A 20716-nucleotide genomic window follows, 5' to 3' on the forward strand; every position below is an offset into this window, starting at 1 on the left:
GGGTCGCGGCGCCGATGTGCGGATGTGCCGCACGTAGCTGGTTGCTTGACCGCAGTTTCGCAGTTTCCGCAGTTCCTTTTGACTCGAGCTTTCCCAAGGAAACCCATCGTGAAGTCTTCCGGATCGGCGCGTACGGCGCGCCGCAATGCTGCCCTGTCCTCCTCCGACGCCTCGACGGACACCGTCGCCACCGCCGCGAACGGCCGTGCGAAAACGGCAACGAAACCGAAAGACCCGATACGTCAGACAAAACGCCCGGCGAAAGCCGCCGGCCCGGCGGCCCGCACCGCGGCCCGCACGGCCGGTGCGACGAAGTCCGGCACGCGCACGCGCGAAGACAAGGACGGCCCGCTGTTCGACGACATCCGCTTCCTCGGGCGCCTGCTCGGCGACGTCGTGCGCGAGCAGGAAGGCGACACCGTGTTCGATGTCGTCGAGACGATTCGCCAGACCGCGGTCAAGTTCCGCCGCGAGGACGACAGCGAAGCCGCGCAGACGCTCGAGAAGAAGCTGCGCAAGCTGACGCCGGAGCAGACGGTGAGCGTCGTGCGCGCGTTCAGCTATTTCTCGCATCTCGCGAACATCGCCGAAGACCGTCATCACAACCGCCGCCGCCGCATCCACGCGCTGGCCGGCTCGGCATCGCAGCCCGGCACGGTCGCGTACGCGCTCGAACAGCTGAAGACGACCGGCAACGCGTCGAAGCGCCTGCTGCAGCGCTTCTTCGACGATGCCCTGATCGTGCCGGTGCTGACCGCGCACCCGACCGAAGTGCAGCGCAAGAGCATCCTCGATGCGCAGCACGACATCGCGCGCCTGCTCGCCGAGCGCGACCAGGAGCTGACCGGCCGTGAGCGCCAGTACAACGAGTCGATGCTGCGCGCCCGCGTCACCACGCTGTGGCAGACGCGCATGCTGCGCGACGCGCGCCTGACGGTCGGCGACGAAATCGAGAACGCGCTGTCGTACTACCGCGCGACGTTCCTCGACGAACTGCCCGCGTTGTACGGCGACATCGAGGCCGCGCTCGCCGAGCACGGCCTGTCCGCGCGCGTACCGGCGTTCTTCCAGATGGGCAGCTGGATCGGCGGCGACCGCGACGGCAACCCGAACGTCACGGCCCCGACGCTCGACGAGGCGATCAACCGCCAGGCCGCGGTGATCCTCGAGCATTATCTGGAGCAGGTGCACAAGCTCGGCGCCGAGCTGTCGGTGTCGAACCTGCTCGTCGGCGCGAACGACGCCGTGAAGGCGCTCGCGGCAGCGTCCCCCGACCAGTCGCCGCACCGCGTCGACGAGCCGTATCGCCGCGCGCTGATCGGCATCTACACGCGCCTCGCCGCCAGCGCACGCGTGCGCCTCGGCGAAGGCACGGTGCCCGTGCGCAGCGCGGGCCGCGGCGCGCCGCCGGTGCGCGCGATCCCGTATGCGGATTCCGAAGCGTTCGTCGCCGACCTGAAGGTGCTGACCGCGTCGCTCGACGAACACCACGGCACGTCGCTCGCCGCGCCGCGCCTCGCGCCGCTCGTGCGCGCGGCCGAAGTGTTCGGCTTCCATCTCGCAAGCATCGACCTGCGCCAGAGCTCCGACGTCCACGAAGCCGTGGTCGCCGAACTGTTCGCGCGCGCGGGCGTCGAGGCCGACTACGCGGCGCTCGCGGAGGAAGACAAGCTGCGCGTGCTGCTCGCCGCGCTTGCCGATCCGCGTCCGCTGCGCTCGCCGTACTTCGAATACTCGGCGCTCGCGCAGAGCGAGCTCGGCGTGTTCGAGAAGGCGCGCGAAGTCCGCGCGCAATTCGGCGCACGCGCGGTACGCAACTACATCATTTCGCATACGGAAACCGTCAGCGACCTCGTCGAAGTGCTGCTGCTGCAGAAGGAGACGGGCCTGCTCGAAGGCGCGCTCGGCGTACCGGGCGGCGATGCGAAGAACAGCCTGATGGTGATCCCGCTGTTCGAGACGATTCCCGACCTGCGCGACGCCGCGCGCATCATGCGCGAATACTTCGCACTGCCGGGCATCGACGCGCTGATCGCGCACCAGGGCGCCGAGCAGGAAGTGATGCTCGGCTATTCGGACAGCAACAAGGACGGCGGCTTCCTCACGTCGAACTGGGAGCTGTATCGCGCAGAGCTCGCGCTCGTCGACCTGTTCCGCGACCGCAAGATCACGCTGCGCCTGTTCCACGGCCGCGGCGGCACGGTCGGCCGCGGCGGCGGTCCGACCTACCAGGCGATCCTGTCGCAGCCGCCGGGCACCGTGAACGGCCAGATCCGCCTGACCGAACAGGGCGAGGTGATCGCGAGCAAGTTCGCGAACCCGGAGATCGGCCGCCGCAACCTCGAGACGGTCGTCGCCGCGACGCTCGAGGCGACGCTCCTGCCGCAGAACAACGCGCCCGCGCAGCTGCCGGCGTTCGAGGCCGCGATGCAGACGCTGTCCGATTCGGCGATGGCCGCGTACCGCGCGCTCGTCTATGAAACCCCGGGCTTCACCGACTATTTCTTCTCGTCGACGCCGATCACCGAGATCGCCGAGCTGAACATCGGCAGCCGCCCGGCTTCGCGCAAGCTGCAGGATCCGAAGCAGCGCAAGATCGAGGACCTGCGCGCGATTCCGTGGGGCTTCTCGTGGGGCCAGTGCCGGCTGCTGCTGACCGGCTGGTACGGCTTCGGCAGCGCGGTGAGCGCGTATCTCGACGGCGCGCAGGACGACGCCGAACGCACGAAGCGCGTCGCGTTGCTGAAGAAGATGAACAAGACCTGGCCGTTCTTCGCGAACCTGCTGTCGAACATGGACATGGTGCTCGCGAAGACCGACCTCGCGGTCGCGTCGCGCTACGCGCAGCTCGTTTCCGATCGCAAGCTGCGCAAGCACGTGTTCGAGCGGATCGTCGCGGAATGGGAGCGCACGTCGCAGGCGCTGGCGGAAATCACCGGGCACGAAGGCCGCCTCGCGACCAACCCGCTGCTCGCGCGCTCGATCAAGAACCGCTTCCCGTATCTCGATCCGCTGAACCACCTGCAGGTCGAACTGATCAAGCGCCACCGCGCGGGCGACACGAACGCGCGGCTGCGCCGCGGGATTCACCTGACGATCAACGGGATCGCGGCCGGCCTGCGCAACACGGGCTGATCCGCATGCAGCGCGGTGTGATTCCGCGCCAACCGGCATCGTGAAAGCCGCGATACGCCACCGTGCCCACGGTGCGTATCGCGGCTTTTTTCATGCGCCGGCGAAACAGCAGCGGCACACTGTGCGCTCAGTGCGCGTCGATCAGCAGCGCGTCGTGTTCGAACGAACCGTCGGGCTGCACCGCGTAGTAGCCGCGCACCTCGTCCGGCGCATGCGCCCACAGCGCGCGAATGCCGGTGACGCTGTCGGCCGGCGTGCGGATGCGCGCGACCCACGTATCGAAATCGATCGGCAGCCGCCAGCGGCCGTGCACGTGCGCGTCGAAGCCGGCATCGCGGAACATCGCGAGCCATTCGTCCGCGCGGTAGTCGCGCACGTGCGACGCGTCGCGCAGCACTTCCGCGGCCTGCAGGTACGTGTCGAGGAGCGGATGGTCGTTGCCGGCGATGTCGATCATCAGCACGCGGCCGCCCGGTTTCAGCACGCGGCGCACCTCGGCGAGCGCCGCGCGCATGTCGTGCCAGTGGTGCGCGCTCATCCGGCTCACGACCCAGTCGAACGTCGCCGTCTCGAACGGCAGCTGCTCGGCCGGGCCCTGCTGCGTGCGAATGTTCGCGAGCCCGCGCTCGCGCGCGGCGGCATCGACGGTCGCGAGCATCTGCGCGGCGAGATCGTAGGCGACCACGTCGCGCACGTGCGGCGCGACCGCGAAGCTCGCATGGCCGGCGCCGCAGCCAAGATCGAGCACCGCGGCATCGGGCGTCGCGCGCACCGCGTCGGCGAGCGTCTGCAGATCGGCGCCCGTCGCGTGAACCGTGCTCGTCAGATAGGCGGCGGCCGTCGTGCCGAATGCGTCGGCGACCTGGTCGTGGTGTTTCATCGTTCGCTCCTTGGTACCGTTGCCGGTGCGACAGACGCCTCAGCGCCTGTTCCGGCCCCATGCAACGCGTTTTGTGGGACGCCCGCTGCCCTACCAGCGCGCGAGCCGCTACAATAGGCCTGCGTTTGTACCAGTACAAGTTAAGCGGTTATTCTGGTATTCGATACACCTGTCTGATCGTTGCCGCATCCCCGCTTCCATTTCGCCGTTTCCGCATGAACCACCCGTCCTCCGCCCCCGTCCTGCCGCTCGACGCCACGCCCGCCCGTGCGCTCGGCGAATTCATCCGTGCCCACCGCGAGCGGCTGTCGCCGCAGGCCGTCGGCCTGCCGCCCGGCCCGCGCCGCCGCACGCCGGGGCTGCGGCGCGAGGAAGTCGCGCAGCTGTGCGGCGTCAGCCCGACCTGGTACACGTGGATCGAACAGGGCCGCCCCGTGTCCGCGTCGGCCGACGCGCTCGCGCGGATCGCCGTCGCACTGCAGCTGTCGAAGGCCGAGCGCGCGTACCTGTTCGAACTGGCCGCGCAGCGCGACCCGGCCGAGCCCGACGTCGCGGGCGGCGACCTGCCGCCGACGCTCGCCGCGACCGTCGCGGCGATCGCGACCCCCGCGTACGTGCTCGACCGGCAATGGAACGCCCTCGCATGGAACGCGCCGGCCGCCGCATTGTTCTCCGGCTGGCTCGACGGCGAGCACGACCGCAACCTGCTGCGCTTCACGTTCATGTCGCCGGCCGCGCGCACGCTGATCGTCGACTGGGAAACCCGTGCGCGGCGGCTCGCGGCCGAATTCCGCGCCGATTCGATCCGTCACCTGACCGATGCGCCCACGCGCGCGCTGATCGACGCGCTGACCGCCGGCAGCGACGCCTTCGCGCAGTACTGGGCATCGCAGGACGTGTTCGAACGCGAAGGCGGCCTGCGCGAATTCGACCATCCGGCCGACGGCCGCCTCGTGTACCAGCAGATCACGCTGAAGCCCGCGCACCGCGAGGACCTGAAGCTGGTGGTGCTGGTGCGCGACTGAACGGGCCGGCCTGCGCCGGCCACGGCCGGCAGGCCCGCGAATGTTAGAATCGCGGGATCCCTCGGCGGCGCACGCCGCTCAATCTCCCTTCGAAGAATCGCCATGACGTCCCAACTGCACAAAAAGGGCGAGGCCTGGTCGGCCCGCTTCTCGGAACCGATGTCGGAGCTGGTCAAGCGCTACACGTCGTCGGTATTTTTCGACAAGCGCCTCGCGCTCGTCGACATCGCCGGCTCGCTCGCACACGCGAACATGCTCGCCGCGCAGAAGATCATCAGCGCCGACGACCTCGCCGCGATCGAACGCGGGATGGCGCAGATCAAGGGTGAAATCGAGCGCGGCGAATTCGAATGGCAGCTCGACCTGGAAGACGTCCACCTGAACATCGAAGCGCGCCTGACCGCGCTGATCGGCGACGCCGGCAAGCGCCTGCACACGGGCCGCTCGCGTAACGACCAGGTCGCGACCGACATCCGCCTGTGGCTGCGCGGCGAGATCGACCGCATCGGCGGCCTGCTGAGCGACCTGCGCGGCGCGCTGCTCGACCTCGCGGAACAGAACGCCGACACGATCATGCCGGGCTTCACGCACCTGCAGGTCGCGCAGCCCGTCACGTTCGGCCACCACCTGCTCGCGTACGTCGAGATGTTCTCGCGCGACGCGGAGCGCATGCGCGACTGCCGCACCCGCGTGAACCGCCTGCCGCTCGGCGCGGCCGCGCTCGCCGGTACGAGCTATCCGATCGATCGTCACGCCGTGGCGAAGACGCTCGGCTTCGACGGCATCTGCGCGAACTCGCTCGACGCGGTGTCCGATCGCGACTTCGCGATCGAATTCACGGCCGCCTCCGCGCTCGTGATGACGCACGTGTCGCGCTTCTCCGAAGAACTCGTGCTGTGGATGAGCCCGCGCGTCGGCTTCATCGACATCGCCGACCGCTTCTGCACCGGCAGCTCGATCATGCCGCAGAAGAAGAACCCGGACGTGCCTGAACTCGCACGCGGCAAGACGGGCCGCGTGAACGGCCACCTGATGGCGCTGCTGACGCTGATGAAGGGCCAGCCGCTCGCGTACAACAAGGACAACCAGGAAGACAAGGAACCGCTGTTCGACACGGTCGACACCGTCGCCGACACGCTGCGGATCTTCGCCGAGATGGTTGCCGGCATCACCGTGAAGCCGGACGCGATGCGCGCGGCCGCGCTGCAGGGCTTCTCGACCGCCACCGACCTCGCCGACTACCTCGTGAAACGCGGCCTGCCGTTCCGCGATGCGCACGAAGCCGTCGCGCACGCCGTGAAGATCTGCGACGACCGCGGCATCGATCTCGCCGACCTGACGCTCGACGAGATGAAGCAGGAGCTGCCGAACGTCGCGCACCTGATCAGCGAAGACGTGTTCGGCTACCTGACGCTCGAGGGTTCGGTCGCCAGCCGCAACCACCCGGGCGGCACCGCGCCCGACCAGGTGCGTGCGGCGGTCAAGGCTGCGCGCGCCGCGCTCGGCCAGTAAGCCCGCTGTTTCGGACGGACGCCTTCGGCGTCCGTTTTTCATTCGGGCGGCCGTCGCGCCGCCCGTCGCCTTCCCTGCTTCCCGAATGCCGCCGATGACCTTTTCCGCCGCGCTCTTCGACATGGACGGCCTGCTCGTCGATTCCGAGCGGACCATCATGAATACGTGGATCGACGTGTCGAACGCACACGGCGTCACGCTGACCACCACCGACTACCTGCAGATCGTCGGCCGCTCGTTCGCCGAGGGCCAGGTCATCCTGGCGCGGCTGATCGGCAACCCCGATACGTTCGACGCGGTGCGCACCCGCGTGCGCGAGCAGCTCGCGGCGCCCGAGCCGCATCCGAAGTTTCCGCTGAAACCCGGCGCGTTCGCGCTGCTCGACGCACTCGCGCAGGCCGGCATTCCGTGCGCGGTCGCGTCGTCGTCCGCGTGCGACGTGATCCGCGCACGGCTCGACGCGGTCGGCGTGCTGCCGTTCTTCCGCGCGATCGCGGGCGGTGACGAAGTCGCGCGCGGCAAGCCCGACCCGGCGGTCTACCGGCTCGCGGCCGAACGCCTCGGCGTGCCGGCACACGCATGCGTCGCATTCGAAGACAGCGACTTCGGCGCGCAGTCGGCCGCCGGTGCCGGTGCGTCGGTCGTCACCGTGCCCGACCTGAAGGCGCCGACGCCCGAAATCGTCGCGCTGAGCCTGCATGTGCTCGCCTCGCTCGACGATGCGGTCGCGCTCGTGCCGTCGTGGTTCGGCGGGCACGATACGCAGCGGCCCGCGTAGATCACCTGCGGCTCAATGCAAAACGGGCACCCGAGGGTGCCCGTTTTGCCGTATCGCCGTACAACCGGCGTCGCGCTTGCGCTTATTGGTTGCCGGCCGTTTCCGACAGCCGCTTCATCGTCGCGATGCGCGCACCGATCAGGTCGACGCGGCCCCCTTCGCCGACGAGCGGCGCCGTCGCATCGCGGAACCCGACCCACGCGCGCTGCGCGCGGACGAGCGTCGCGGCCGAATGCGCGGGCATCTTGCGGCGCAGCTTCTGGTAATAGCGGTTCAGGTCGAACAGCGCGTGCTCGCATGCGGCGTCCTGTTCGCACGGGCGCACGCGACGCACGGCCGGATCGCGCGGTGCGTTCGCCGGCTTGCCGTTCGGTTTGGCCGCGCTCGGGGCATCGCTCGCACTGCCCTGCGCGCCACTCGTCGCCGCGACCGGCACGGCGGCGGGCGGCGGCGCATAGCGATCCGCCGCGGCGCGCAGCGCCAGCGCGCGATCGCGCACGGGCTGCAGCTGCAGGTCGGCACTCGACATCGCGTACGACGTGCCGCGCGTCGTGTCATACACGGCCTTCAGCAGATGCACTTCGTCCTTGCGCCACGTGAGCCAATGGCGCTGGCTGTCCTGCCAGCCGCGCTTCGCGTCGGCCGGCGCATCCTTCAACAGGCGCTGATACGCGCCGTCCACCACGGCCTGCCACTGCTGCTGCGTTTCGCCCATGCACTGGATCTGGCCGGCCGGCGAAGACCGGTCGCGCCGCGCGAGGCATTGCCGCATCGCGACGTCGATCGGGTCGGCCGCCGCGACTTCCGCATGCGCGACACCCACGCCCGCCAGCCCGGCCGACCCTGCCGCCCAGACGACGAGCGCGGCCAGCGCCGCGCGCATCGCCTGGATTCGTCCGTGCGTCGCCATCAGTCGCGCACGCAGTCGACGAAGTACTCGACGCGGCCGTTCACCTCTTCCGCGACGAGGCCGTGGATGTCGGTGTGGAAGCCCGGGAAGCGCTCGTTGAAGTCGCGCGCGAACCGCAGGTAGTTCACGATCGTCTTGTTGAAGCGCTCGCCCGGGATCAGCAGCGGGATGCCCGGCGGGTACGGCGTGAGCAGGATGCTCGTCACGCGGCCTTCGAGCTCGTCGAGCGGCACGCGGTCGATCTTGCGGTGCGCGAGCTTCGCGAACGCGTCCGACGGCTTCATCGCCGGCTCCATGTCCGACAGGTACATCTCCGTCGTCAGGCGCGCGATGTCGTTCGCACGGTACACGTCGTGGATCTGCGCGCACAGGTCGCGCAGGCCGACGCGCTCGTAGCGCGGGTGCTGCGCGACGAATTCCGGCAGCACGCGCCACAGCGGCTGGTTGTTGTCGTAGTCGTCCTTGAACTGCTGCAGCTCGGTCACCATCGAGTTCCAGCGGCCCTTCGTGATGCCGATCGTGAACATGATGAAGAACGAGTACAGGCCGGTCTTCTCGACGATGATCCCGTGCTCGGCCAGGTACTTCGTGACGATCGCGGCCGGAATGCCGGTCTCGCCGAACTCGCCGTCGACGTCGAGCCCCGGCGTGATGATCGTCGCCTTGATCGGGTCGAGCATGTTGAAGCCTTCCGCCAGCGGGCCGAAGCCGTGCCAGTGGTCGTTCGGCTTCAGCATCCAGTCTTCGCGCGAACCGATGCCTTCTTCCGACAGGTTGTCCGGGCCCCACACGCTGAAGAACCAGTCGTCGCCGTATTCGGCGTCGACCTTGCGCATCGCGCGGCGGAAGTCGATCGCCTCGGCGATCGATTCCTCGACGAGCGCGGTGCCGCCCGGCGGCTCCATCATCGCGGCCGCGACGTCGCACGACGCGATGATCGCGTACTGCGGGCTCGTCGACGTGTGCATCAGGTACGCCTCGTTGAAGCGGTGCTTGTCGAACGTGCGGTTCTCCGAATCCTGCACGACGATCTGCGATGCCTGCGAGATGCCCGCGAGCAGCTTGTGCGTCGAGTGCGTCGCGAACACGAGCGCACCGGTGCGCGGACGGCCGTCGCCGATCGCGTGCATGTCGCGGTAGAAGTCGTGGAACGTCGCGTGCGGCAGCCACGCTTCGTCGAAGTGCAGCGTGTCGAGCAGGTCGCCGAGCAGATCCTTGATCATCTCGACGTTGTAGACGACGCCGTCGTACGTGCTCTGCGTGATCGTCAGGATGCGCGGCTTCATGTCCGGGTTCTCGCGCATCGCTTCGCGCGCGAACGGGTTCGCCTCGATCTTCTTGCGGATGTTCTCCGGCTTGAATTCGTCGCGCGGGATCGGCCCGATGATGCCGAAGTGGTTGCGCGTCGGCGTCAGGAACACCGGGATCGCGCCCGTCATCGTGATCGCGTGCAGGATCGACTTGTGGCAGTTGCGGTCGACCAGCACGATGTCGCCCGGTGCAACCGTCGCGTGCCAGACGATCTTGTTCGACGTCGACGTGCCGTTGGTCACGAAGAACAGGTGGTCCGCGCTGAAGATGCGCGCCGCGTTGCGCTCGGACGCCGCGACCGGGCCCGTGTGGTCGAGCAGCTGGCCGAGTTCGTCCACCGCGTTGCAGACGTCCGCGCGCAGCATGTTCTCGCCGAAGAACTGGTGGAACATCTGGCCGAGCGGGTTCTTCAGGAACGCGACGCCGCCCGAGTGGCCCGGGCAGTGCCACGAGTACGAGCCTTCGTCCGCGTACTTGACGAGTTCCTTGAAGAACGGCGGCGCGAGCGAGTCGAGATAGACCTTCGCCTCGCGGATGATGTGGCGCGCGACGAACTCCGGCGTGTCCTCGAACATGTGGATGAAGCCGTGCAGCTCGCGCAGGATGTCGTTCGGCAGGTGGCGCGACGTGCGCGTCTCGCCGTACAGGAAGATCGGGATGTCCGCGTTGCGGCGGCGCACTTCGGTGACGAACGCGCGCAGCTCGATGATCGCGGTCGCGAGCTCGGGCAGTTCGCCGTCCGGGCCGGTCTCGCCGAGCATGAGTTCGTCGTCGTCGATCGACAGGATGAAGCACGACGCACGGCTCGATTGCTGCGCGAACGACGTCAGATCACCGTAGCTCGTGAGACCGAGGACTTCGACGCCCTCCTTCTCGATCGCTTCGGCCAACGCCCGGATGCCGGAGCCCGAGATGTTCTCGGAGCGGAAATCTTCGTCGATGATGACGACGGGGAAACGAAACTTCATGGGCGATTCTCCAAAAAGAACGACCGCGGCGCGTCACGCGCAGCGGTCACCCGGAAACTGGTGAGACGTTATGCAACCAGATCAGGTTTTCGGCAGCGTGACACCGCGCTGCCCCTGATACTTGCCGCCGCGATCCGCGTACGACACGTCGCACACTTCGTCGCTCTCGAAGAAGAGCACCTGCGCGACGCCTTCGTTCGCGTAGATCTTCGCGGGCAGCGGCGTGGTGTTCGAGAATTCCAGCGTGACGTAGCCTTCCCACTCGGGTTCGAACGGCGTCACGTTGACGATGATCCCGCAGCGCGCATAGGTCGACTTGCCGAGGCAGACCGTCAGCACGGTGCGCGGGATGCGGAAATATTCGACGGTGCGGGCCAGCGCGAACGAGTTCGGCGGGATGATGCACACGTCGCCCTTGAAATCGACAAACGAACCCTCGTCGAAGTTCTTCGGATCGACGATCGTCGAGTTGATGTTCGTGAAGATCTTGAATTCGTCTGCACAGCGGATGTCGTAGCCGTAGCTCGACGTGCCGTAGCTGACGATCCGGCGACCGTCCTCGGACGCGCGGACCTGATCGGGCACGAACGGCTCGATCATCTTGTGCTCTTCGGCCATGCGCCGAATCCACTTGTCGGACTTGATGCTCATATCAGGGCGCCTGGAAACGCTGCGTGACAGTCGGTGAGGGCCAGACCCGCGAGGCGGCGGCCAGGAAAGGCGCACATTTTACGCGATCATCGACCGGCGCACGCGGCGCCCGTCAACGGATCACGCCGCAAGCGAGCGCGGGCCCCGCGCCATGCTGCGGAAACGCGGGATCGCTCGCTTCGCGGTGCACCAGCGCCGCGCGGTTCATCGCCGAGCGCACGCCATCGAGGGCCAGATCGGGCGCGACGATGAAGCCGGCCGCGACGCCGTTCGCGTCCGCGTGGATGTTGCCGAGATCGCCGGCGACGCGGGCGCCCGCGCGCAGCCGGTCGGCGGCCGGCGCGAACACCTGGCCGGCGCTCGAGCCGTCGCCCGCGTTGCAGTCGCCGCGTTCGTGTACCTGTAAAGCGTGATCGCTGTTCGGTGGCAGGCCGGCCAGGTTGTAGGTAACCTGCACGCCGTCCGGACGCTCGACGAAGGTCACCGCGCCACGCGCTTGCGAGCCGACCGTCGGCTGCAGTTGTGCGTCGGCCCGTTTTTCGTGCGACGAGGAAAAGGAGGTGCAGCCGGCCAGCAGGCCCAGCGCGGCGGTGGCCAGCAGCGCGCACCGCACGCGGCCGGCGCGCACGCCGTGATGTCGTTGTTTCATTCGATCCTCATGCCGGCTGGCGGCCGTTTGACACGACGGCCGCGCCGGGCGGGTAAAGGGACCCGGGAAAAGTCGCCATGATACCGCGCCTCGCGGCGCCGTAAACAGCGTGAGGCCCCGCCCCGCAAGGGTTTTACGTATTTTGAACAACGATCGACGGGAACTTCGACGTCATGTCGCGCGATCGCTCGGCAATTGCCAGCGCGACCCCGCGCGCGATCTCGCGGTAGCGGCGCGCCAGCGCGCCGTCCGGATCCGCCACGACCGTCGGCGTGCCGCTGTCGGCGCGCTCGCGGATCGCGATGTCCAGCGGCAGGCTGCCGAGCACGTTCACGCCGTAATCCTTCGCCATCCGCTCGGCCCCGCCGGCGCCGAAGATGTGCTCTTCGTGGCCGCAGTTCGAGCAGATATGGATGCTCATGTTTTCGACGATGCCGAGGATCGGAATCCCGACCTTCTCGAACATCTTCAGGCCCTTCTTCGCGTCGAGCAGCGCGATGTCCTGCGGCGTCGTGACGATCACCGCGCCCGTGACCGGCACGCGCTGCGCGAGCGTCAGCTGGATGTCGCCGGTGCCGGGCGGCATGTCGACGATCAGGTAGTCGAGCTCGCGCCAGTTGGTCTGGCGCAGCAGTTGCTCGAGCGCGGAGGTCGCCATCGGGCCGCGCCACACCATCGGGTTGTCTTCCTCGATCAGGAAGCCGATCGAGTTTGCCTGCAGCCCGTGGCCGACGAGCGGGTTCATCGACTGGTTGTCGGGCGACTCGGGACGCTGGCCGTGGATGCCGAGCATCGTCGGCAGCGACGGACCGTAGATGTCGGCGTCGAGGATGCCGACCGACGCGCCTTCCGCGGCAAGCGCGAGCGCGAGGTTGACGGCCGTCGTGCTCTTGCCGACACCGCCCTTGCCCGACGCGACCGCCACGATGTTTTTCACGTTCGGCAGCAGTTTCACGCCACGTTGCACCGTGTGCGCGACGATCTCCTGCGACACGGCGATGCGCGCATCGCGCACGCCGGCCACGGCCTGCAGCGCTGCGGTGACGCGTGCGCGCACGTCGTCGTGCTGGCTGCGCGCGGGATAACCGAGCACCACGTCGAGCACCACGACGTCGCCGTCGATCGCGACGTTGCGCACGCCCTTGTTCGCCGCATACGGGCGGCCGGTATTGGGGTCGACGACAGCCGCCAAAGCGGCGTCGACTTGTGCCCGGTCAATGCTCATCGAAACTCCGTGAAAACGTTTTTCTCGCGCGCAAACGTCAAAAAATATCAAATTACGCTGCGAAAATCGGGAAAAGTGAAAGAATCTGTTGCACGCCATTGCGCGAACGCGCGACCCGGCGCACTCTTCGCGTGCGGCATGCTATAGGGCCAAATCGGCCACTTACCGCCTATATTGTAGAGGCTGACGCGTCGCACTGTCCCAACAGCCACGCTGACGGACAGGGCATGCGGCCACCTCGGCGGCTGCCGCGAGCGCTGGCCTGCCCTCCTTTTTCGGGCGGCCCGCGCAGGGAGCCGTAACTGTTGTTGTCGTCGTTGTCGACTCGTTCAACCAAGAGAGGAATCCAAGATGAACATGAAAATCGCGACCCGCTTGTCCGTCTTCGCATTGGCCGGCGCACTGCTGGCAGGCTGCGCCACGCAGCAAGGCAACAACGCGGCCGTCGGTACCGGCACGGGTGCGGCGCTGGGCGCAGGCATCGGCGCGCTGGCAGGTGGCGGCAAGGGCGCGGCGATCGGCGCAGGCGTGGGCGCACTGGTCGGCGGCGTGACGGGTTACAACTGGCAGGCGATCAAGAACAAGCTCGCACCGTCGGCAGCGCAGACGGGCACGCAAGTGACCGAGCAGCCGGACGGCTCGCTGAAGCTGAACGTGCCGAGCTCGGTGACGTTCGCGACGAACCAGTACGCGATCACGCCGGCCTTCACGCCGCTGCTGAACGACCTGGCGACGACGCTGAACCAGAACCCGCAAGTGACGGCATCGATCGTCGGCTACACGGACAGCACCGGCTCGGCCCAGCTGAACCAGACGCTGTCGCAAAACCGCGCGCAAAGCGTCGTGAACGCACTGGCACAGCGCGGCGTGAACGGCGGCCGCCTGTCGGCGCAAGGCATGGGCGCATCGAACCCGATCGCGGACAACGCGACCGAAGCCGGCCGCGCACAGAACCGCCGCGTCGAAATCTACCTGCGCGCAGCACAGGCGCAGTAAGCGCACGACGAGGAGAAGGCGCGGGCCCGCCGCTCGCGCCGCCCCGCCGGGCAAGGCTTCCGGCGGAGCCGGTAACAAATCGAAAAAATTTTCGAACTTCTGTCGCGGGCCGCGGTCAGTATTTACGGTACGCGGCTGGTGTTGCCGGCGCGTCACCATTCTCCTCTTGTCGTTGTTGCTCCGGGGCCGTATCCGCCCCGGTTTTTTTTGCCCGCAGAATTTGTGCTGCATCGCAGCACATCACCGTCGGGCACGCCGCTTGCGCGGCCCCGCCCGTTTCGGCGCCCGTTCGAGCGCGCCTGCCCGCGTCGCTGACGCGCGCCCCTGCTAGAATCGCAGTTTCCCGTCGTTTTTCCGCCGTCCTCTACAGACCCTATGTCCGCATCCGACCTCACTTCCGTGCAGGCTGCGGCGCCGCAAGGTGGCCGCCAGATTCTCGTTACGTCCGCACTGCCCTATGCCAACGGGCAGATCCACATCGGCCACATGGTCGAGTACATCCAGACCGACATCTGGGTGCGGACGCTGCGAATGCATGGCCATGAGGTCTACTACATCGGTGCCGACGACACGCACGGCACGCCGATCATGCTGCGCGCGGAGAAGGAAGGCCTGACCCCGAAGCAGCTGATCGATCGCGTGTGGGCCGAACACAAGCGCGACTTCGACAGCTTCGGCGTGTCGTTCGACAACTTCTACTCGACCGATTCGGACGAGAACCGCGTGCTGAGCGAGAAGATCTACGTCGCGCTGCAGGAAGCCGGCTTCATCGCCGAGCGCGAGATCGAGCAGGCCTACGATCCCGTCAAGGAAATGTTCCTGCCGGATCGCTTCATCAAGGGCGAGTGCCCGAAGTGCCACGCGAAGGACCAGTACGGCGACAACTGCGAAGTGTGCGGCTCGACCTACCTGCCGACCGAACTGCTGAACCCGTATTCGGTCGTGTCGGGCGCGACGCCGGTGCGCAAGACGTCGAAGCACTACTTCTTCCGCCTGTCCGATCCGCGCTGCGAAACGTTCCTGCGCGAATGGGTGAGCGGCCTCGCGCAGCCCGAAGCGACCAACAAGATGCGCGAATGGCTCGGCGACGCCGGCGAAGCCAAGCTCGCCGACTGGGACATCTCGCGTGACGCGCCGTACTTCGGCTTCGAGATCCCGGGCGCGCCCGGCAAGTATTTCTACGTGTGGCTCGACGCGCCGGTCGGCTACTACGCGAGCTTCAAGAACCTGTGCGACCGTAACGGCATCGACTTCGATGCGTGGGTCCGCCCGGGCTCGACCACCGAGCAGTATCACTTCATCGGCAAGGACATCCTGTACTTCCACACGCTGTTCTGGCCGGCGATGCTCGAGTTCTCGGGCCACCGCACGCCGACCAACGTGTTCGCGCACGGCTTCCTGACGGTCGACGGCGCGAAGATGTCGAAGTCGCGCGGCACGTTCATCACCGCGCAGAGCTACATCGACACGGGCCTGAACCCAGAATGGCTGCGCTACTACTTCGCCGCGAAGCTGAACGCGACGATGGAAGACATCGACCTGAACCTCGACGACTTCCAGGCGCGCGTGAACAGCGACCTCGTCGGCAAGTACGTGAACATCGCGAGCCGCGCGGCAGGCTTCCTGATCAAGCGCTTCGACGGCCGCGTGCAGGACAGCGCGATGAACCATCCGCTCGTCGCGAAGCTGCGCGATGCGATTCCGCAGATCGCCGCGCACTACGAAGCACGCGAGTACGGCCGCGCGCTGCGCCACACGATGGAGCTCGCGGACGAAGTGAACGCGTACGTCGACGGCGCGAAGCCGTGGGATCTCGCGAAGGATCCGGCCAACGCAGTCGCGCTGCACGAAACCTGCAGCGTGAGCCTCGAGTCGTTCCGCCTGCTGTCGCTCGCGCTGAAGCCGGTGATGCCGCGTGTGGCCGAAGCCGTCGAATCGTTCTTCGGGATCGCGCCGCTCGCCTGGGCCGATGCCGTGAAGCCGCTGTCGTCGGCACAGCCGATCAAGGCGTACCAGCACCTGATGACGCGTGTCGATCCGAAGCAGATCGAAGCGCTGCTCGCCGCGAACCGCGATTCGCTGCAGGCCGAAGCCACCGGCGCGGCCGCCGCGAGCGCGAATGCCGCGAAGGATGCGAAGAACAACGCGAAGGCGAATGCGAAGCAGGCGGTCGTGAACGGCGCGGACGATGCCCCGATCTCGATCGACGATTTCGCGAAGATCGACCTGCGCATCGCGAAGATCGTCGCGTGCCAGGCCGTCGAGGGCTCGGACAAGCTGCTGCAGCTCACGCTCGACGTCGGCGAGGAAAAGACCCGCAACGTGTTCTCGGGCATCAAGTCCGCGTACCAGCCCGAGCAGCTCGTCGGCAAGCTGACCGTGATGGTCGCGAACCTCGCGCCGCGCAAGATGAAGTTCGGCCTGTCCGAAGGGATGGTGCTTGCCGCGTCGGCCACCGACGAGAAGGCGGAACCGGGCCTCTACATCCTCGAGCCGCACAGCGGCGCGAAGCCCGGCATGCGCGTGAAGTAAGCCGCACGCCCTGCCGCTTGCGAAAAAAAAGCCCCGCACGATCCGTGCGGGGCTTTTTTCATGGCTGCTCGGCGCGCCGCGCGCGCGCGGCGTCACTGCCGAACCAGCGATCGAAGCGCCGCGTGTAGTTCAGGTCGACACCCTGGAACGTGCCGCCGTACGCGGACACCGACCAGAAGCGCGTCAGGTTGATCGTCGCCTTGAACGCGTTGGCCGCCGATTGCAGCCCCTGCTCGAAGCCGAGCACGAACCGCTCGTTGATCGCCTTCGACACCAGCACGACCTGCGGATCGGTCAGGCCGACTTCGCTGCGGCCGACCGAGACCTCGTCGAGGCCGAAGGTCTGCGCGACGCGCTTGCCGGTCACGCTGCCGAGCAGCCCGAGCGCCGCCGTCATCGCCCCCTGCTGGCCCACGTTGTTGCCCTGGTCGGTGCCGTGCCCGAACAGCAGCCACGACAGCTTTTCGTTGTCCGTGACGTTCGGCTCCGACACGAGCTTGACCGTCAGCGACTGGATCGTGCCCGTCACCTGCACGCCGGCCTCGACCTCCTGGTTGCGCCGCATCGCGAGGATGTTGACGCCCGGGTTCGACACGGGGCCGTTGAACGTGAAGAAGCCGTTCTCGATCGCGAGCTTGCGGCCGAACGACGTGTACGTCGATCCTTCGGTCACGCGCACGTTGCCGACCGCGCGCAGCGGCACGCCCGGCGCGCTCATCACGGTGATCGTGCCGCGCAGCCCGAGATCCGCGCCGTGGCCCTTGAAGCGGAAGTTGTTGCCGAGGCCGATGTCGATGTTCGCGCGCGGCGCGAGCGACGGCGCCGGCTTGTCCTCGGCCGGCTTCGGCTTCGCGACCGCGGTGCCGGTCGGCGTCTCGCCGCGCACCGTGCCGCCCGGCTGCACGATCACGACGTCGTCCGACAGGTGCGGCGCCGATTCCTCGGGCAGGTCGAACAATGCACGGTCGACGACGAACTTGCCGTCGATCGACAGCGCGCCGCGTGGCCCGTCGTTCGCGACGGTTGCCTTGCCCGACAGCGACAGTTTGCGGTCCGGCGCCGCGAACAGTTCGAGCTTGTCGGCGACGATGCTCGCGGTCAGGTCGGGCGCCTCGCCGTCGAGGCGCACACGGCCAAGCGCGCGCAGCGTGCCGTCGCCGCCGTGAAATTCGACCTGCTGGAATTCGACGAGGTTGTCCGACAGCTTGATGCGCACGATACCGTCCTTCAACTGCACGCCCTGGTCGATGAGCGTCGCGGACAAATCGTCGCCCGTCAGCATCCCCGACAGGTTCGGCTTCACCGGCGTGCCCGCGACCGTCAGCTTCAGCGCCGCGCGCCCGCCGAGCAGGTAGCTCGGCCCGAACAGGTTGCCGGTCGTCTTCAGCGCCGGGATGTCGGCGTCGATGCGGCCCGACAGCGGGCCATCGTTGACCACACCGAACATGCCGTCGCGCAGCGCGAACGGCACGACGACGTTCGCGTCGAGCGTGCCGATCCGGTTCGCCTTCGCGAGCGCCGTCACGTTGAGCCGGTTGCCTGGTGTAAAGCTCGCGCGCGCCGCCAGGTCGGTCAGCCCCAGCGATGCGATGCCGCGCCCGCTCTCGATCGTCACGTCGCCGCCGCGACGCTTCACCTGCACGTAGCCCGTCGCGTTCGCGCCGAGCGAGAAATCCCAGTCGGCATCGAGCACGACGTCGGTCCGCACCGGCGGCCGCTGGCCCGTCAGCTCCTGGCGGACCTCGAGGAAACGTGCGACTGACGCGCCGCTCACGGAGCCCGCCGAGCGCATCTGGCCGTGATCGAACACGAACGACTTCAGATCGATCGCCGCGCCTTCGAGCGTGAGCCGCGTCGCGCCGAGCGTCACGCGGCCGGCGCCGGCCGATACGGTCAGCGGCGACTGCAGCGCAATGGCCGGCGTGCCGCGGTTCGCAAGACGCGTCACCGTGCCGTCCCAGCGCATCCCGTCGCGGTTCTCGACCACGCCGCCGTTCGCCGCGAGCGTCAGGTCGATCACGCGGCCGTCGGCCATCCCGAGCGCCGACGCGTCGAGCGTGTGCTTCGCGCGCGTGCCGTCGAGGTTCGCGCGCAGCGACTTCAGCTTCAGCGAGCCGAGCGCGATGTCGGACGCGTCGGCTGTGAACACGAGCGCGCCGTGCGCGCCGTCGCGGATGTCCGCACGCCCCTGCGCGGTACCGATCCGGTTCGAGCCGACGACGACGTGCTCGGCCTTGTAGGTGGCCGTCACGTTCGGATGCGCGAAGCTGCCGGTCAGGTCGCCCTGCGCCTGCACGAGCCCTTCCACGCCGAAACCGAGCCGGTCGAGCTGCGGCGCGTCGACGACGAAGCGCAGCCGGTCGCCGGGCGCGCCGAAGCTGCCGCGCAGGTCGACGTGGTTACCCGCGATCGACAGGTTCGCGTTGCTCGGCAGAATGCGCGAGCCGGCGAGCTGCACGACCCCGGCGCCGGTCAGCGGCACGCCGTCGTACAGGCTGTCGCCGAGCTTGAAGGTCGCCTTCGTCGATACCTGCGGCGCGAACGCGCCCGACGCCGTCAGCGTGCCGGACACGCGCGTCTCGCCGCGCTGGGCCGGCGCCTTCGCGACCTTGGCGGGCGCCTTGCCGCCCCCCGCCTTCGGCGCGCTCATCGCGGCGAGCAGCAGCGGATCGAATGCGGTCAGCGTCGCCTTCGCGTCGTAGCTCGAATGCGCATCATGGCGGAACACGCCCGTCAGGTCGATCCGGCCCTTGCCCGCCGTCACGCGCGCGTCGGTCAGCACGGTCTGCTGCGGCGTCAGCGCGACCTTCGCGCGTGCGCCGAGCGCGAGCTTCGGGTCGTTCAGGTTGAAGTCGACGGTCGTCACGTCGCCCGCGAGCGTCACGCCGAGCGGGCCACCCAGGCGCATCGGCCGCAGCTCGGCGACGAACGCGTTCAGGTCGAGGTTCGCGACCTTCAGGTCGAAGCGGCCCTTGCCGCCCTGCAGCGTGCCGTTGCCCGTCACGCTGCCGTCGCGGATCAGCTTCAGCGCGAGCGCGTCGATCCGCTGCGCGTGCGCGTCGAGATGCACGTTCGCGTGCGCGTCGATCACCGGCAGCAGATGGTCGCCGAGCGTGCCGGGTTTCGCGTTGACGATCGACACCGGGCCCGTCACCGCGAAACCCTTCGCGGGCGCGGACCCGGCCGGCGCGGTCACGGGCGCGAGTTCCGCGCGCACCGCGAGATCGGCGGCCGGTGCGCCGGGCGCGAGCGCCTGCGGGTTGACGTGATCGAACGCAAGCGACGCGCGCGTGAGCGGCACCGCGCCGAACGGCGCGGCCTCGACGTGCGCGCGCCCGTTCAGCTTCATCCCGCTCGCGTCGACGTCGGCGACGAGCGCCTCGAGCGAGCCCGACACGCGCGCACGCGCATCGACCGGCTCGTCGGACAGCTTGCCCGCATAGGTGGCTTCGCCCGTCAGCGCGAACGGCTTCACGCCGTCGAGCTTTGCGCGCGCGGTCAGCGCGCCGTACGGCGTATCGACGCCATCGAGCACGAGTTCATGGTGACGGCCGTCGCTGCGGCCGTTCAGCGCGAGATGGTCAAGCTGGGTCGTCGAGCCGCCGTCGTGGATCGCCAGGCGATCGACGCGCAGGTCGTCGATCCGCAACTGCAGCGGCAGGCTCAGGTCCTGCGGCGTCGTACTCGGTGTCGACGGCCCCGGCGGGATCCGCACGTCGATCGTGCCGGCGCGAAGATAGGCGATGGACAGCCGCCACGGCGCGCGGGTCAGGGCCCAGCGGCCGTCGAGCCGGTCGATGCGGATTTCGGTGCCGGTGCCGTCGGGGCTCGTCCACGCGAACCCGCGCAACCGCACGCCGGTCGCGAGCGAGCCGCCGTCGAGCGTGCCCGCGAGCCGCGCGCCGAGCACGCGCTCGGCCACCTGCCACGCGAGCCGCGTGCCGTGCTCGGTCGTCACCGCGGCCAGCACGAGCCCGGCCGCCAGCACGACGAGCAGCACGACCGTCGCGAGCGTCCACGCGACGAACCGCCCGATGCGCGCAACGGGCCCGCGGCGCGGCGCGCGCGGCGGCGCGTCGGGCGCGCCGTCGGGCGAGTCCGGATCGTGAGGCGGCGGCGTGTCGTTCGGGTCCTTCGTCATGCG

Annotated in this window: 13 protein-coding genes; 6 read left to right on the forward strand and 7 right to left on the reverse strand. The window is 68.4% G+C overall.

Translation table 11 applies throughout. The features are described 5' to 3' along the window. Positions 1-108: 108 nt before the first annotated feature. Positions 109-3135, forward strand: a complete 3027-nt coding sequence (gene ppc / locus ACN8ZM_RS13070) for a phosphoenolpyruvate carboxylase (RefSeq protein WP_089451104.1) — start codon at positions 109-111, stop codon at positions 3133-3135. A gap of 127 nt (positions 3136-3262) precedes the next feature. Here ppc and ACN8ZM_RS13075 read toward each other — a convergent pair whose 3' ends face one another. Then, the gene (locus ACN8ZM_RS13075) at positions 3263-4015 is read right to left on the reverse strand and encodes a class I SAM-dependent methyltransferase (RefSeq protein WP_089451105.1); all 753 of its coding nucleotides are present in this window, start codon (positions 4013-4015) and stop codon (positions 3263-3265) included. A 215-nt stretch (positions 4016-4230) separates the two neighbouring features. On the opposite strand from ACN8ZM_RS13075, the gene ACN8ZM_RS13080 reads away from it, so the two are divergent. The 3 genes from ACN8ZM_RS13080 (at position 4231) to ACN8ZM_RS13090 (ending at position 7330) form a co-directional block, all read left to right on the forward strand. After that, positions 4231-5040, forward strand: coding sequence for a helix-turn-helix transcriptional regulator (locus ACN8ZM_RS13080; protein ID WP_043189788.1), 810 nt, complete (start codon positions 4231-4233; stop codon positions 5038-5040). Positions 5041-5142: 102 nt separating this feature from the next. After that, positions 5143-6552, forward strand: coding sequence for an argininosuccinate lyase (gene argH / locus ACN8ZM_RS13085; protein ID WP_420210098.1), 1410 nt, complete (start codon positions 5143-5145; stop codon positions 6550-6552). Between the two features lie 94 nt (positions 6553-6646). Beyond that, on the forward strand, positions 6647-7330 hold the full coding sequence (locus ACN8ZM_RS13090; RefSeq protein ID WP_089451108.1) for an HAD family hydrolase: 684 nt from the start codon (positions 6647-6649) through the stop codon (positions 7328-7330). 82 nt (positions 7331-7412) lie between these two features. Here ACN8ZM_RS13090 and ACN8ZM_RS13095 read toward each other — a convergent pair whose 3' ends face one another. The 5 genes from ACN8ZM_RS13095 to apbC form a co-directional block, all read right to left on the reverse strand. Next, positions 7413-8240: a lysozyme inhibitor LprI family protein gene (locus ACN8ZM_RS13095; RefSeq protein ID WP_420210099.1), complete on the reverse strand. Its 828-nt coding sequence runs from the start codon at positions 8238-8240 to the stop codon at positions 7413-7415. Beyond that, the gene (locus ACN8ZM_RS13100; protein ID WP_043189799.1) at positions 8240-10519 is read right to left on the reverse strand and encodes an arginine/lysine/ornithine decarboxylase; all 2280 of its coding nucleotides are present in this window, start codon (positions 10517-10519) and stop codon (positions 8240-8242) included. The genes ACN8ZM_RS13095 and ACN8ZM_RS13100 overlap by 1 nt, the downstream gene beginning before the upstream one ends. 81 nt (positions 10520-10600) lie before the next feature. Then, positions 10601-11170 (reverse strand): dCTP deaminase, encoded by a 570-nt coding sequence (gene dcd, locus ACN8ZM_RS13105; RefSeq protein ID WP_006398615.1) that lies wholly within the window; start codon positions 11168-11170, stop codon positions 10601-10603. 112 nt (positions 11171-11282) lie between these two features. After that, positions 11283-11819 carry a superoxide dismutase [Cu-Zn] gene (sodC, locus tag ACN8ZM_RS13110; RefSeq protein WP_043189802.1) on the reverse strand — a complete coding sequence of 179 codons (537 nt, stop codon included), beginning with the start codon at positions 11817-11819 and terminating at the stop codon, positions 11283-11285. Positions 11820-11952: 133 nt separating this feature from the next. Next, a complete protein-coding gene (apbC, locus tag ACN8ZM_RS13115) occupies positions 11953-13044 on the reverse strand; it encodes an iron-sulfur cluster carrier protein ApbC (protein WP_420210100.1) in 1092 nt (363 codons plus the stop codon). Positions 13045-13395: 351 nt separating this feature from the next. Here apbC and ACN8ZM_RS13120 point away from each other — a divergent pair, with 351 nt between their 5' ends. Further along, positions 13396-14040 (forward strand): OmpA family protein, encoded by a 645-nt coding sequence (locus ACN8ZM_RS13120; protein ID WP_043189806.1) that lies wholly within the window; start codon positions 13396-13398, stop codon positions 14038-14040. A 375-nt stretch (positions 14041-14415) separates the two neighbouring features. Beyond that, positions 14416-16572 (forward strand): methionine--tRNA ligase, encoded by a 2157-nt coding sequence (gene metG, locus ACN8ZM_RS13125; RefSeq protein ID WP_420210101.1) that lies wholly within the window; start codon positions 14416-14418, stop codon positions 16570-16572. A 58-nt stretch (positions 16573-16630) separates the two neighbouring features. Here the strand turns inward: metG and ACN8ZM_RS13130 are convergent, their stop codons facing one another. Next, positions 16631-20713, reverse strand: a complete 4083-nt coding sequence (locus ACN8ZM_RS13130; protein WP_420210102.1) for a translocation/assembly module TamB domain-containing protein — start codon at positions 20711-20713, stop codon at positions 16631-16633. Positions 20714-20716 lie beyond the last annotated feature (3 nt).

This window comes from Burkholderia aenigmatica (assembly GCF_048627025.1).
Lineage (GTDB): Bacteria > Pseudomonadota > Gammaproteobacteria > Burkholderiales > Burkholderiaceae > Burkholderia > Burkholderia aenigmatica.

Bases quoted from the DNA above. Each gene is read 5' to 3' on its own strand.
- ACN8ZM_RS13075 (WP_089451105.1), bottom strand. From the start codon at position 4,015: ATGAAACACCACGACCAGGTCGCCGACGCATTCGGCACGACGGCCGCC.
- ACN8ZM_RS13080 (WP_043189788.1), top strand. From the start codon at position 4,231: ATGAACCACCCGTCCTCCGCCCCCGTCCTGCCGCTCGACGCCACGCCC.
- argH (WP_420210098.1), top strand. From the start codon at position 5,143: ATGACGTCCCAACTGCACAAAAAGGGCGAGGCCTGGTCGGCCCGCTTC.
- ACN8ZM_RS13090 (WP_089451108.1), top strand. From the start codon at position 6,647: ATGACCTTTTCCGCCGCGCTCTTCGACATGGACGGCCTGCTCGTCGAT.
- ACN8ZM_RS13095 (WP_420210099.1), bottom strand. From the start codon at position 8,240: ATGGCGACGCACGGACGAATCCAGGCGATGCGCGCGGCGCTGGCCGCG.
- ACN8ZM_RS13100 (WP_043189799.1), bottom strand. From the start codon at position 10,519: ATGAAGTTTCGTTTCCCCGTCGTCATCATCGACGAAGATTTCCGCTCC.
- dcd (WP_006398615.1), bottom strand. From the start codon at position 11,170: ATGAGCATCAAGTCCGACAAGTGGATTCGGCGCATGGCCGAAGAGCAC.
- sodC (WP_043189802.1), bottom strand. From the start codon at position 11,819: ATGAAACAACGACATCACGGCGTGCGCGCCGGCCGCGTGCGGTGCGCG.
- apbC (WP_420210100.1), bottom strand. From the start codon at position 13,044: ATGAGCATTGACCGGGCACAAGTCGACGCCGCTTTGGCGGCTGTCGTC.
- ACN8ZM_RS13120 (WP_043189806.1), top strand. From the start codon at position 13,396: ATGAACATGAAAATCGCGACCCGCTTGTCCGTCTTCGCATTGGCCGGC.
- metG (WP_420210101.1), top strand. From the start codon at position 14,416: ATGTCCGCATCCGACCTCACTTCCGTGCAGGCTGCGGCGCCGCAAGGT.
- ACN8ZM_RS13130 (WP_420210102.1), bottom strand. From the start codon at position 20,713: ATGACGAAGGACCCGAACGACACGCCGCCGCCTCACGATCCGGACTCG.